This is a genomic window from Pseudomonas sp. MS646, assembly GCF_036693845.1.
GTDB classification, from domain to species: Bacteria; Pseudomonadota; Gammaproteobacteria; order Pseudomonadales; family Pseudomonadaceae; genus Aquipseudomonas; species Aquipseudomonas chlororaphis_E.
The window spans coordinates 4,753,398-4,767,063 of sequence record NZ_CP144763.1 but is presented as its reverse complement, the minus strand read 5'-3'; the positions used below and the strand labels follow the sequence as shown (position 1 = coordinate 4,767,063).

11 protein-coding genes are annotated in these 13,666 nt (G+C 63.5%); 5 read left to right on the top strand and 6 right to left on the bottom strand.

Translation table 11 applies throughout. From position 1 onward, the window contains the following. Window positions 1-124: 124 nt before the first annotated feature. The 5 genes from colR (at window position 125) to V3H56_RS20860 (ending at window position 3,804) form a co-directional block, all read left to right on the top strand. Entirely contained in the window at window positions 125-808 is a 684-nt protein-coding gene (gene colR / locus V3H56_RS20880; RefSeq protein ID WP_024779529.1) for a two-component system response regulator ColR, read from the top strand. After that, entirely contained in the window at window positions 798-2,075 is a 1,278-nt protein-coding gene (locus tag V3H56_RS20875) for a HAMP domain-containing sensor histidine kinase (protein WP_042729369.1), read from the top strand. The genes colR and V3H56_RS20875 overlap by 11 nt, the downstream gene beginning before the upstream one ends. Window positions 2,076-2,190: 115 nt before the next feature. After that, window positions 2,191-2,859 carry a class I SAM-dependent methyltransferase gene (locus V3H56_RS20870; protein ID WP_042729370.1) on the top strand — a complete coding sequence of 223 codons (669 nt, stop codon included), beginning with the start codon at window positions 2,191-2,193 and terminating at the stop codon, window positions 2,857-2,859. Window positions 2,860-2,863: 4 nt separating this feature from the next. Continuing rightward, window positions 2,864-3,574: a lipopolysaccharide kinase InaA family protein gene (locus tag V3H56_RS20865; RefSeq protein ID WP_042729371.1), complete on the top strand. Its 711-nt coding sequence runs from the start codon at window positions 2,864-2,866 to the stop codon at window positions 3,572-3,574. 2 nt (window positions 3,575-3,576) lie between these two features. Continuing rightward, on the top strand, window positions 3,577-3,804 hold the full coding sequence (locus tag V3H56_RS20860) for a hypothetical protein (RefSeq protein ID WP_042729372.1): 228 nt from the start codon (window positions 3,577-3,579) through the stop codon (window positions 3,802-3,804). Window positions 3,805-4,083: 279 nt separating this feature from the next. On the opposite strand, the gene V3H56_RS20855 is transcribed toward V3H56_RS20860, so the two are convergent. The 6 genes from V3H56_RS20855 to V3H56_RS20830 all read right to left on the bottom strand — a co-directional run bounded on the left by V3H56_RS20855 (window position 4,084) and on the right by V3H56_RS20830 (window position 13,650). Next, window positions 4,084-7,128, bottom strand: coding sequence for a multidrug efflux RND transporter permease subunit (locus V3H56_RS20855; RefSeq protein ID WP_047736588.1), 3,045 nt, complete (start codon window positions 7,126-7,128; stop codon window positions 4,084-4,086). A gap of 13 nt (window positions 7,129-7,141) precedes the next feature. Continuing rightward, window positions 7,142-8,290 carry an efflux RND transporter periplasmic adaptor subunit gene (locus V3H56_RS20850; RefSeq protein WP_042731592.1) on the bottom strand — a complete coding sequence of 383 codons (1,149 nt, stop codon included), beginning with the start codon at window positions 8,288-8,290 and terminating at the stop codon, window positions 7,142-7,144. Window positions 8,291-8,444: 154 nt separating this feature from the next. Further along, window positions 8,445-9,542 carry a DUF1513 domain-containing protein gene (locus V3H56_RS20845; RefSeq protein WP_042731591.1) on the bottom strand — a complete coding sequence of 366 codons (1,098 nt, stop codon included), beginning with the start codon at window positions 9,540-9,542 and terminating at the stop codon, window positions 8,445-8,447. Between the two features lie 2 nt (window positions 9,543-9,544). Next, window positions 9,545-10,609: an imelysin family protein gene (locus V3H56_RS20840; protein WP_042731590.1), complete on the bottom strand. Its 1,065-nt coding sequence runs from the start codon at window positions 10,607-10,609 to the stop codon at window positions 9,545-9,547. A 28-nt stretch (window positions 10,610-10,637) separates the two neighbouring features. Continuing rightward, the gene (locus V3H56_RS20835; RefSeq protein ID WP_338473834.1) at window positions 10,638-12,065 is read right to left on the bottom strand and encodes a di-heme oxidoredictase family protein; all 1,428 of its coding nucleotides are present in this window, start codon (window positions 12,063-12,065) and stop codon (window positions 10,638-10,640) included. A 244-nt stretch (window positions 12,066-12,309) separates the two neighbouring features. After that, window positions 12,310-13,650, bottom strand: coding sequence for a HAMP domain-containing sensor histidine kinase (locus V3H56_RS20830; RefSeq protein ID WP_042731588.1), 1,341 nt, complete (start codon window positions 13,648-13,650; stop codon window positions 12,310-12,312). Window positions 13,651-13,666 lie beyond the last annotated feature (16 nt).

Genomic DNA, 13,666 nt, shown 5'->3' with positions numbered 1-13,666 from the left:
CCCAAGGCTGTGTTCGGGAGCGGTCCAGTGAAGACACGAGCAGACACAATCCTAGCGGTGAGCCACACTTGGCCGTAAGCTGCGCGGGCCAAGACGGCCGTTCCCCGTATACGCAGAGGTGCCCATGCGAATTCTATTGGTCGAAGACAACCGCGACATCCTGGCCAACCTGGCCGACTACCTGGGGCTCAAGGGCTACACCGTCGATTGTGCCCAGGACGGTCTGTCGGGGTTGCACCTGGCGGCGACCGAGCACTACGACCTGATCGTGCTCGACATCATGCTGCCGGGCATCGACGGCTACACCTTGTGCAAGCGCCTGCGTGAAGACGCCCGCCGCGACACGCCGGTGATCATGCTCACCGCCCGGGACCAGTTGGACGATCGCCTGCAAGGCTTCAAGTCCGGGGCCGACGATTACCTGATCAAGCCTTTTGCCCTGTCGGAACTGGCTGCGCGGATCGAGGCGGTCATGCGCCGGGCCCAGGGGGGTGGACGGCGGGCGTTGCAGGTCGGTGACCTGAGCTACGACCTCGACACCCTGGAAGTGACCCGCGAAGGCAAGCTGCTCAAGCTCAACCCGGTCGGCCTGAAGCTGCTGGCGGTGCTGATGCAGAAAAGCCCCCATGTGTTGCGCCGGGAAATCCTCGAAGAAGCGCTCTGGGGCGATGATTGTCCGGACAGCGACAGCCTGCGCAGCCATGTCCATCAACTGCGCCAGGTGATCGACAAACCGTTCGAAAAACCCTTGCTGCACACTGTGCACGGCGTCGGTTATCGCTTGGCCGAGGGGCGCGATGGAGTTTAAGCAAAGCCTTGCCCAGCGGATCATCATCGCCTTTGCGTTGATGAGCGCATTGGTGGCAGGGGCGTTCGCCATGGGGATCGTGGCGACGGTCCACCTGGTTGAAGAAAAACTGATTTCCGCCGGGCTCGGTGGCGACCTGCAGCGCCTGTTGTTGATGGACAGCGTCTCGGACTGGAACCATCGCCCGGAACCCGACCAGTTGTTCTATTTCAGCGGCGGCCCCGGGGATTTCGAGCTGCCCAAGGACCTGCGCCATCTGGAGCGCGGGTTCCACGAAGTGTTTCGCGAACAGCTGTCCTATCACGCCATGGTCGAGATCGTGGACGGCCGCCACTACGTCCTGCTCCAGGACCAGAGCGACTTCGAAGAGCGCGAACGGGTGCTGTTCGCCGTGGTGCTGGTGGGCTTTGTGCTCAGCCTGGCGCTGGCGGTGTTCCTGGGGTGGGTCCTGGCCCGTCGGGTCATGGCGCCTGTGGTTCGCCTGGCCCGGCAAGTGCGGCACCGCGACCAGTTGCTTGGTCTGGCCCCACCGCTGGCGCCGGATTACGCGGCCGATGAAGTGGGCGAACTGGCCGTGGCGTTCGACGCCACGCTGGGCCAGCTACGCCAGGCCCTGACCCGCGAGCGTTTGTTCACCAGTGATGTGAGCCACGAGTTGCGTACGCCGTTGATGGTCCTGGCGACCTCGTGCGAACTGTTGCTGGAAAACCCGGCGCTGGATCAGCGCGGTCGCACCCAGGTCGAGCGGATCAACCGCGCCAGTGAGGAAATGCGAGAGTTGGTCCAGACCTTCCTGATGCTCGCCAGGGCTCGGCGCGAAGACAACGGCATGTCACCTCGGGCGACCCTCGCGCAGGTGGCCGAGAACCTTCTCGGGGTGTGGCGCGCGCCCATCGAATCCAAGGGCCTGACGCTGATCTTCGAACCGGGGCAGACCCTTGAGACGCTCTACAACGCCACCTTCCTGACCGCCGTGATGGGAAACCTGCTACGCAACGCCCTGCACTACACCGACCAGGGGTTTATCCGTCTTTCGCTGACCGCCACCGGTTTCGTGGTGGAAGACAGCGGCGTGGGCATCCCCGAAGAGAAGCGCGAGGCGATGTTCGAGCCGTTCGTGCGCGGTAACGAGCAGCGCGGCGAGGGCTTGGGACTGGGGCTGTCGCTGGTGCAGCGGATCTGCGAAAACCAGGGCTGGACCGTGAGCCTCAGCACGATGGAGCCTAACGGCTGCCGTTTTGAAGTGCAGTTGAACCCGACGGGATAAGGGGGCTTGTGGACAAATCTTGTAACTATTGGTGGCATCAACATGACTTTGTTTTCACAAAGAGATGACATGCCGATTCATAAGGTGGGGCCCATCTGTAATGGAGGCCCCCTCAATGTCCAAACCCATCAAGCTGGATTTTTCCGAGAAATACGACGAGCAGCATGCTCGCAAATATTTCCATAAGCATCGCAGCGGCATGAGCCGTCGCCTGTCCAACCAGCGGGATCAACAGCTGGCTCGCCGAGCGTTGGCGCTTGTCGGCGATCCGGGGCTGGTGTTGGACCTGCCTTGCGGTGCCGGGCGTTTCTGGCCTTTGCTGGCCGAAAAACCGAACCGGGTGATCATCGGCGCCGACAATTCCGAGGCCATGCTCAAGACGGCCATGACATCTCAACCGGCCGATGTGGTGAAACGGGTACAACCCTTGCACACATCTGCGTTCGACATTGCCTTGCCTGATAACGCCGTCGACAGCATTTTTTGCATGCGGCTGCTGCACCACATCGGTGAATCCGCGCACCGCCTGGCGATCCTCAAGGAATTCGAGCGGGTCAGCCGCGACAGCGTGATTGTTTCATTGTGGGTCGACGGTAATTTCAAGGCCTGGAAACGCAAGCGCCAGGAACGCACCCGTGGGCAGAAAGACTACCAAAATCGATTTGTGTTACCGGTTGCTACAGTAGAAGAGGAATTTCGCCAGGCTGGGTTCCGTATTCAGGAACGACTGGATTTCCTACCGCTCTATGCCATGTGGCGAGTTTATGTATTACGCAAGAGGTAAAAGCATGGTTGTGCAGGTAGCAGAGGCATCAGGTATCCCCCGCGACAGTTTCGATTATTTTTGGAGCTTGCAGGGTGAGTGGGTGGAGGAGCCCAACGTACGACGTGGCGGCGAGAGCGGCGTACAACGGATCACCAGCAAGGACGGCGAGTTGCTGTATGCCAAGCGCCAGACCGGGCACATCTATCGCAGTTGGCTGCACCCGTTCGGGCGTCCGACGGTATTACGCGAGCAGGACGCGCTCCTGGCGTTGCCTCGACTCAATGTCCGGGTGCCCGAGCTGGTGTTCTGTGGAGCCCAGCCGGACCCCGAGCATAAATGGCGGGCGTTATTGGTGACCCGTGCGCTCGAAGGTTTCGAGGAGATCGAACACTGGTATGCCGGTGGCGGTCGCGAGCGTCATGGCGAAGCGGTGCATGACCAGATCCTCCAGGAACTGGCCGGGAACCTGGCCCGCATGCACAGGGGGCGTTGGCAACACAGCTGCATCTACATCAAGCACGTCTTCGTGCGCGTGACTGGGGAGGGCGAGGCGGCCAAGCCGGAGGTGGCGCTGCTGGACCTGGAGAAGTGCCGCCGGCGCATGACGGCCCGGCAGGCGGCCTCCCATGACATGAAGCAGTTGCGGCGCCATTCGTCGTTCAGCGACGCCGACTGGAAAAAACTCGTCTACTTTTACGAGACGGCGTTTGGCAGCGCTATCAAAGGTTTATAGCGATGAAACTAGAAATTGCTAGAGGTGTGTTTTTAGTTGGAGCCCTGGCAGTTGCGTCGATGGCGGTGGCTGTGTGGGAGCAGCCACGCTCGCAGATCCTCAACGTTTCCAAGGTGGATGCGCAGTGCCCTTTGCCACGGGTGGCAAAGGTCAGCGAAGTGACCCGGCCGGACAATGATCTGCTGCTGTTCATGTTCAGTCTTTCCCAAGGGATGAGGCCGCAGAGTTGAGGATGATGACGTCTAGATAAAGGCCTCGCATATGCGAGGCCTTTATCTTTGGGCGTTTGATTTTCAACCGTGACGGCTGGACCTGTGGCGAGGGAGCTTGCTCCCGTTCGGCTGCGAAGCCGTTGCCGTGGGGAGACCGTTGGTCGGAGGGGACCGCTTCGCGCTCCAGCGGGAGCAAGCTCCCTCGCCACAAGAGCCAAAGCCAGAGCCAGAGCCAGAGCCAGAGCCAGAGCCAGAGCCAGAGCCAGAGCCAAGAGCTAGAGGCCCCAGCGCAAAAGATCAGAGACTGGCGTGTTCTCGGTTCTTGTCCGGTTTGGCCAGCAGCGTGTAGACGCAGGGCAGCACGAACAGGGTGAACAAGGTGCCAATCGACATCCCGGTGGCGATGACCGTGCCGATGTCGAAGCGGCTCACCGCCCCGGCGCCTGTCGCGAGGATGAGCGGTACCATGCCGAATACCATTGCCGCGGTGGTCATCAGCACCGGCCGTAGACGGATCGAGGCGGCCTGTTCCACGGCTTCCCTTGGGCTCAGGCCCTGTTCCTTGCGCAACTGGTTGGCAAACTCGACGATCAGGATGCCGTGCTTGCTGATCAGGCCGATCAGCGTCACCAGGCCCACCTGGGTGTAGATGTTCATGCTTGACCAGCCCAGGAAGAGCGGAATCAAGGCGCCGCAAATCGACAGAGGCACCGTCACCAGGATCACCAGCGGGTCGCGGAAGCTTTCGAACTGGGCGGCCAGCACCAGGAAGATGATCGCCAGGGCCAGGCCAAAGGTGACCCACAGGGCGCTGCCTTCCTGTACGAACTGTCGCGAAGCCCCGGCGTAATCGAAGGCGAACCCTGCCGGCGCTTCTTCCCGGGCGATCTGGCGGACCGTCTCGATGGCTTCGCCCATGCTCACGACGGGAAAGCCCGAGATCGTGACCGCATTGAGCTGCTGGAACTGGTTCAACTGCCGTGGCCGTGCCCGGTCGCTGACCTTGATCAGGGTCGACAGCGGCAGCAGTTCGCCCTGGGTGTTCTTCACGTAGTAGTTGTTCAGCCAGTCGGGGTTGTCGCGAAACGGCCGTTCAACCTGGGCGATGACCTTGTAGCTGCGTCCTTCGAGGGTGAAGCGGTTGATCTCGGCTTCCCCCAGCAGGGTCGCGAGGGTGCCGCCCAGGTCCTGCATCGAGACGCCCATCTGGGCCGCCTTGGCGCGGTCGATATCGACCACGACTTCAGGTTTGTCGAACGCCAGGTCGATGTCCATGAAGGCGAACTTGCCGGACGCCATCGCGCGGTTCTTCACCCGTTCGGCGATTTGCAGCAGGGTGGCGTAATCCTTCGGAGAGTTGATGACGAAGGCGAACGGCAGGCCTTCGCCGGTGCCCGGCAGCGATGGCAGGTTGAAGCCGAAGATCTGCAAGCCGGGGATGCTTTCGAGCTTGGCCTGGACCTCGGGCAGGATTTCCATCTGGGTGCGGCTGCGCTCGTTCCAGGGCTTGAGCAGGAAGCCGCCGATGCCGGACTGTACGCCGTTGTAGCCGTTGATCTGGAACGAGGAGTAGTACTCGGGGAACTCCTTGAAGATCGTGATGAAGTGATCGGTGTAGGCGTTCAGGTAGTCGAGGTTGGTCGTCTTCGGGGAGTTGGCCATCATGAAGATGATGCCCTGGTCCTCGTCGGGGGCCAGTTCGGACTTGGTGAACATGATCAGCACCGGGATCAGGAGCAGGATGATCACGGCGAACACCAGCACCACCGGGCGCGCATCGAGGGTGCCATGGAGCATGCGCTGGTAGCGGCCCTTCAGGCGTTCGAAGACCATGTCCAGGCGGTGGGCCAACCCCGTGGGGTTTTCGTCGTGGCGCAGCAGCATTGCGCACATCATGGGCGACAGCGTCAGGGCGACGATCCCGGAAATCACCACCGCCCCGGCCAGGGTGAGGGCGAACTCCTTGAACAAGGCCCCCGTCAGCCCTTCGAGCAGGCCGATCGGCGCATACACCGCCGCCAGGGTGATGGTCATCGAGACCACCGGCATGGCGATTTCCCGTGCACCTTCCAATGCGGCGTCGAAGGGGCTCTTGCCTTCCTCGATGTGCCGGTGGATGTTTTCCACCACCACAATGGCATCGTCCACCACCAGACCGATGGCAAGCACCATGGCCAGCAGCGTCAGCAGGTTCATCGAGTAGCCCATCAACTGCATGAAGAACATCACGCCGATCATCGACAGCGGGATGGTCACCACCGGGATCAGCACCGAGCGCAGGGCGCCCAGGAACAGGAACACCACGACGATGACGATCAGCACCGCCTCGAACAGGGTCTTCACCACTTCGTCGATGGAGGCCTGGATGAACAGGGTGGCGTCGTAGGCGATCTCGGCCTTGAGGTTGGTCGGTAGCTGGGCCTCCAGCTCCGGCATGAGCTTGCGCACCTCCTTGATCACGTCCAGCGGGTTCGCGCCCGGCGTGGCCTTGATCCCGATGTACACCGACGGCGTACCGCCGAAGGAGCTGATGGTGTCGTAGTTCTCGGCGCCCATTTCCACCCGCGCCACATCCCGCAGCAACACGCGGCTGTCGCCCTCGGTCTTGAGTGGGATCGCGGCGAAGGCCTCGGCTGACTTGAGTTCGGTGTTGGCGTTGATGCTGGTGACCACGTACTCGCCTTTTACCTCGCCGGCGGCGGAGAGGAAGTTCTGCTGGCGCACGGCATTGGTCACGTCGGTGGCGGTCAGGCCGAAACCGGCGAGCTTGACGGGATCGAGCCACAGGCGCATGGCGAAGACCTGGTTGCCGAGGATCTCGGCTTCGGCCATGCCCGGCAACGTCGCCAGCTTGGGCTGGATCACCCGTGACAGGTAGTCGGTGATCTGCGGGTTGTTCAGTTCCTTGCTGAAGAAGCTGATGTACATCAGCGCGGAGGCGTCGGCGGCCTCACGGCTGAGTACCGGGTCCTCGGCGTCCTGGGGTAACTGGTTCTTGACCTCGTTGGCCTTGGCCAGCAGTTCGGTGAAGAGCCGGTCGCTGTTGGAACCGATGCGGGCGTAGACCGAGATCACCGAGAAGTTCTGGCGACTGACCGAGGTCATGTAGTCGATGCCTTCGGCACTGGCCAGGCTTTGCTGCATCGGCTGGGTGATGTAGCCCTGGATGGTCTCGGCGTTGGCCCCGGGGTAGGCGGTGGTCACCGTGATCAGGGCGTTTTCCATCTGCGGGTACTGGCGCAAGGGCAACTTGCTCCAGGCCTGGAAGCCCAGCAGCACGATCAACAGGCTGACCACGGTGGCGAGCACCGGGCGGCGGATGAACGGATCGGTAAAAGCCATGGGGATTCCTTGATCAGTCCGCGCGCGGCGGGCTGTTCTGTTCGGTCAGGGTCTTGTCGTCGCCGATGGCGATGGTCGTACCGTTGTCGAGCTTGATCTGGCCGGCGATCACGACCTGTTCACCGCTCTGCACGCCCTTGGAAACCAGGACCTTTCCATCACGGCGCTCACCGGTCTCGACGAAGCGCCGCTCGGCGATCAGCACCGGCTGGTCCTTGTCATCCTTCTCGACGCTGCCATCGGCGGCCTTCTTTTGCGTGACCACGTACATGGAGTTGCCATAGAGGGTGTAGGTCACGGCGCTTTCCGGCACGACGACAGCATTGGCCACCTCCGGCAGGATCACCTGCAGGTCGGCGAACATGCCCGGCAGCAGCTTGCCATCGGGGTTGGCCAGGGTCGCGCGCACCAGCACGTTGCGGGTGCTGTCCTCGACCTTGGGGTTGATCGCGCTGATGGCGCCGACGAAGGTTTGCCCGGGATAGGCCGCTACGGTGACATTGACCGGCTGGGCAACGGCAAGCCTGGGCACCGTTTGCTCGGGCACGTAGAAATCCACATACAGGCTGCTGAGGTCTTGCAGGGTGGCGATGACCGTGCCGCTGGCCAGATAGTCGCCGACGTCCACCCGGCGAATGCCGATGGTGCCGTTGAAGGGCGCGAGGATCTGTTTCTTGGCCAGCGAGGCCTTGAGTTGATTGACCGTGGCCTGGTTCTTTTTCATTTGCGCCGAGAGTCGGTCGAACTCGCCCTTGGAAATCGCCTGGCTGCCGACCAGTTGTCGGCCGCGTCCGAAGTCCAGTTGCGACAGGCCAAGATCGGCCTCGGCGGTTTGCAGCAAGGCACTTTCGACGTCGCTGTCGAGTTGCAGGAGCGGTTGGCCGACCTTGACCTTCTGGCCGGACTGGAACAGCACCTTCTGCACGGTCCCGGAATTTTCCAGGCTCAGGTCGACGCCTTGCAGGGCCTTTAGGCTGCCGACGGCGGGCAGGCGGGCCTGCCAGGGCTGCTCGGTAGCCGTGGCCACGGCCACGCTGACCGGTGGTTTCGGCGCAGAAAACATCTGGATCTGCTGGTAGACGGAGAAGGCCTTGTAGCCGGCCAGCAACAGCACCACCAGCAGGACAACACCCAACATGATCAGCATGCGGCGTCGCAGCATGTTCCACTTCCTTGGAAAGAACCGAGAGAAAAGACAATCAGGCGGGCACATTACTCCGAGTGCGGCGGGGTTTCCAGACGGACATGGGCGCTGTGTCGTGTGGGATTATTCCTGGATTTACGGGCGCTTGGCGCCCGTAAGCTGCACATTGGCTTCAGACCAGATGCAAATGGTTGTCCCAGAGCCCCGCGGGCAGATCGAGCGGCTTTGCAACCAGTTGTGTCTGCCGACAATCGTAGTAGCGGCAACGCCCCTGGCCCGACGTGACGACGAAACCGTCGGCCACGGCGCCCACGCCCGCGCAGTCTGGCAGGGGGGCATCCAGGCGCGCTTCACCGGTGTCCAGGTCCCAGATGAAGAAACGGTTGCCACGGGGTGCGGTCAGGGCTACCAGGCGCAGCTCGCTGTGCACGGCGACACTGGCGGTGTAGTGCCCCATCGCCTGCAATTGCTGCTCGGGCACCGGGAAGGCCTGGAACGGCTCGCCCGGTCGCTTGATCGCCACCAGTTGCGAAGACTCGTGGGCATCGCCCATGAACTGCTGGCCGGAAACGATGGTGCCGTCGCTGGCGATGCCCAGGTGCCGCACGCTGTTCATCGACTGGGGCAGGGTTTCCTTGCTCAGCAGCGTGCCGTCACGCTGCATCAGCACCAGGCTCGGTTCCATGGCATCGAGGTTCATCTCGACCCGGCTCTCGGCTTCGGTCCGGATGCCACCGTTCGCCACCACCAGGGTCTCGCCGTCGGGCATCCAGGACACCTGGTGCGGGCCGATGCCGTGGGTGGGGATTTCGCCGCTGTGGACCAGCCGTTCGCCTTCGAATCGGTACACGCCCAACAGGCCGCGCCCCGGATCGCGGGTATCGTTCTCGGTGGCGTACAACCACTCGCCGCCGCGGTGGATCACTGCGTGACCATAGAAATGCCGGTCGGGCAGCGAGGTGACGGTTTGCAGCAGCGTACCGTCGCGCAGGTCGATCAGGTAGCTTTCGGTGCCTGGGCGACGGGCGACGAACAAGGCGATCGGCCGGGTGGGGTGGTTGATGATGTCGTGGCAGCGCTGGCCGACCTGGGTGGCGAACGCCCGAGTGCCGTCCAGTCGATAGCCCACGGCGTAATGCCGGCCATCACCATCGTCCCGCGCCGAAAGCAGCAGCGGTTGCTTGTCCTTTTGCTTGAACAGCGTCCAGCCACCCAGGGTAACGGCGCCGAGCAGCAAGCTGCCCAGGGCCAGGGCCTGACGTCGAAGCATGATCAGTCACCGTCGTTGGCGTTGAAGCCCAGTTGAACGCCCAACGCCTTGGCCAGTTCGCCTTCGTGCAGGCGGTGGACGACGTTGAGGCTGTCGTACAAATCGTTGAGTTGCTGGCGTCCGGCGTCGTCGTTGAGCATTTCGGTCAGCGAACGCTGGCTGCTGGCGAACAGTTTCAGTGAGGCATCGTAGGCGGCATCGATCTTGTCGGCCAGTGGCTTCTGCTCGCTGGGCAACAGGCCGCGCAGACCCTTGTTGTCCACGCCTGCCCAGACGGTCCGGGCCGCGCTCAGGCTGGCTTCCAGGCCTTGCAGCGAGGACTGGCTGCGCCAGGCGTCGGCCTGGAACGGTTGCGGCACCCCTTTGCTCTGGCGGCCCATTGGCGTGCCGAGTTTTTTCTTCAGGGTGTCGAGGGCGGTGACCTGGACCCGCAGCAGATCGGCGATGGCTTCATGGGAGTCGGCGTAACGCTGGTTCGGGAACTTGCTCATCTGGGCGAGCATGCCGTCGTTGGTGTTCCAGCGCGACAGGATCTCTTCGGCCAGTTGTTTCTGGCGTTCGCCGATGGCGATCAGCAACGGGCAGTACTTGGCCTTTTGCGCGGCGTCGGCCATGTCGATCTTGGCGTCGAACAGCAGGTACTCGTAGGCCGACAGGCCCTGGACCACGACACTGGACTTGGCCAGGCCGGCGGCGTCGATCTGCGGTTCGCTGTTGATCAGTTGCTCGACCTGACGGCCCACCAGGTTTTTCTTGTCCGGCCAGAACTGGACCTGCCAGGCACGGTTGCCTTCGGCCAGCGGGCCGATGAGCAGCGGTTGCAGCTCGGCCCAGGCTTTTTGCGCCTTGAGGAAATCGGCGCGGGCGGTTTCCAGGGTTTCCTTGCCTTGGCAGAACGCCAGGGCGCTGCTCGCCAACTGCCGGTCGGCGTCGACCCAGCGGCTGTAGGTCGGCAGGATCACTTGCTTGGCGATGGCCGCCGAGGTGACCGCTTGCGGGTCCTGGGGCGAGCAGGCGCCGAGGGCCAGGGCGGCGAGGCTGGTGAACAACAGCTTGGGACGGAACATGTCGGGCTCCCGTGGTCGGAGAATACGTTTAAAGGGAATTCAGGAAGGCCAGCAACGCGGCGCGTTGCCCGGCATCGAACGATAGAACCTGGCGCTGCGCCGCTTGTGCTTCGCCGCCATGCCACAGCACGGCTTCGAGCAGGTTGCGGGCGCGCCCGTCATGCAGGAACTGGGTATGGCCGTTGACGGTTTCGGTCAGGCCGATTCCCCACAACGGCGGCGTGCGCCAGTCGCGGCCACCGGCCTTGAATTCGCTGCGGTTGTCAGCCAGGCCCTCACCCATGTCGTGCAACAGCAAGTCGGTGTAGGGGCGGATGACCTGGTTGGCCAGCTCCGGCTCGGCCGCATTGGCGGACGTGGTGTATTTGGGTGTGTGGCAGGACTGGCAGCCGGCCTGGAAAAACAGATTCTTGCCCGCCAGCACGTCGGGCGAATTCACCTCGCGGCGGGCTGGCACGGCGAGGTTGCGGCTGTAGAACAGCACCAGCCGAAGGATGTTGTCGCTGACCTCCGGCTCACCGTCCGGGCCGTTGCCATTGGGCGCTCGCCGGCAATCGACCTGGGGTTCGGTGCAGTCGTCGAAGGGACGCAGGCGGGTGGTCAGGCCCATGTCGCCCGAGAAGGCGTGGACATTCTGCTGGTTGAGGTTGGGTTGCCCGGCCTTCCAGCCGAATCGCCCCAGGACGGTTTTCTGCTGGGCATCGTCCCAGACCTGGTTGGGGCGGCCGGCGATGCCGTTCTTCGCCTGCGCCTGGGCCTGGGCGTTCGCCAGGATGGCTTGCTCGGGGATGGCCTCCAGCAACCCAAGGCCGATCATCGGCGGTGCGACGCGGGCGGAGAAACGCGTGTCCGGGTGCATCGGCCCGTAGCCGAGCTGGGTGATCTGCAGGGTGGGCTTGCGCAGTTCGACCAGGGTGCCGTCCTTGAAGCGTACCGGGACGGGGCTGTAGTCGACCCGCACCTTGCCTTCGGGCACCACGCCGGGCACGGACATGTCCTGCAACTGGCCGCCATAGACCGGTTCGGGCACCACCCCCAACTGTTCGATGACCTTGGCGTAGGGCGGCGCGTCGGGAATCGACAGGCGCACCAGCATGGACACCGCCGTGGTGGCGTCCGGCGCGGGTGGATGACCGCGACCGTCCTTGATGTGGCAGTTCTGGCAGGCGTTGGTGTTGAACAACGGCCCGAGGCCATCGCGGGCGGTGGTGGTCGACGGGGCGATCACCCAGGGGCTGCGGAAGAAGCTGTTGCCGACGCTGAAATCCACACGTCTCGACGGCGGCAGGTTGGCCGAGGGCAGGGAGAAGGCGTTCTGGTCGGTCTTGCGGACCGTCGCTGCGCCACCGGACCGCGCTTCACCGGGCTCGGCCTGGGTAAAACGCGGGGCATCGTCGCAGGCACTCAGGCCCAGGGCCATGAACAGTGCGCATAGACGAAGAGGCAACGACGGCATCGGGCAACCTGGGAGATGAATGAAACGAGGGCGCAGAGTCTAACAGGGCGGGGCAGTTTGAATAAGAGGGATTATCGTTTGGTTCAGTGCGACGGACACGGTTTCATGTGGGGGCGGCTTGCTCGCGAAATCGGTGGGTCAGGTTGCGTGGATGCTGGCTGCGCTGGTGTCTTCGCGAGCGAGCCCGCTCCCACAGGGCGCCGCGTTCGCCGCAGGCCCTGTGTGGAGCAGCGTAGCCAATCGCTTAAGGCTGAACGACCGCGCCGGGCACCAATGGCAGCTCCAGGCTGGCGATGAAGCCGCCCCCAGGGTGATTGGCCAGCACCAGCGCGCCACCGTGACGCTCGGCGGCGCGGCGGGCGATGGCCAGGCCCAGGCCGTGGCCGGCGGCGGTCTGCCCGGGCGCGCGGTAGAACGGTTCGCCCAACTGGCCCAGGTGTTCGGCTTCCACCCCCGGCCCATGGTCACGCACGCTGATGATGATCCGCTCCCCCTGGCGCAGCGCGCGCATTTCGATCGGCTGGCCGACGGGGTTGAAGCGCTGGGCGTTGCGCAGCAGGTTGTCCACGGCCCGTTCGATCATGGTCGGCCAGCCCTTGAGGTTCAGGTTCGGCTCAGCGTTCAACTGCACGCTTTGTTCTGTCGACGCCAACTGCGCATCTTTTTGCAGGTTGACCAACAGGCTGTTCAGCTCGATGTCCTCGGCGCTGGCGTTGTCGGCATCGACCCGGGCCAGGACCAGGATTTCACTGATCAGCGCTTCCAGGCGGTCGCATTCGCGGGTCAGGCGCGGCCAGAGTTTTTCGCGCTCCTCGGGGCTTGCCCGTTCCGCCAGCGCCAGGGCAATGCGCAGTCGCGCCAGGGGCGAACGCAACTCGTGGGATACGTCGCGCAACAGTTGCCGCTGGCTGCCGATCAGGCTTTGCAAGCGGGCCCCCATGCGGTTGAAGTCGGTGGCCAGCACGCCGAACTCGTCTCGCCGGGCGGCCAGCTTGGCCAGGCTGTTCTGTTGGTAGGTGGCCTGGCCGAGGTCGTGCACTGCGCCCCGCAGGCGGCTCAATGGGCGAGTGATGGAGAGCGTCACCAGCAGGCTGAACAAGGTCAGCACCACCAGCGCGATTCCCAGGGCACTGAGGGGCCAGAGCAGGCTTCCACGGTGCCAGGCATCCAGTTCGGGGTGGGGAATGCGATAGATGAACAGGTACGTGTCGCCGCTCTTGGCGCTGGTGAATTCGTCGGTCAGCCGCCGCCAGGGCAGGCGCCGGTCGTCGTTGTTCTGCCGGGCCTCGAACGCCGCGGCGCGACGCGGGAAGGTGCCGCGCACCACCGGGTCGCCGCTTTCGTTGAGCACCTGGACGTCGATGTGGTACTGGCGCTTGCGCTGTTGCAGGATCTCCTGCGCGGCGTCCTCGCCCTGGCTTTCATAGGTTTGCGTCCATTCTTCAGCCAGGGTGTTGAGCCCCGGGTGGCGACTGAGGATCCATGCGTCCTGGTTCAGCATGTGGCCCATGAGAATAGACAGCCCGGCAACCAGGGCGATGGCCAGCCAGAAACTGGCCAGGATGCGCCAGAACAATGAACGCACGGTAAATCCTCGAAAA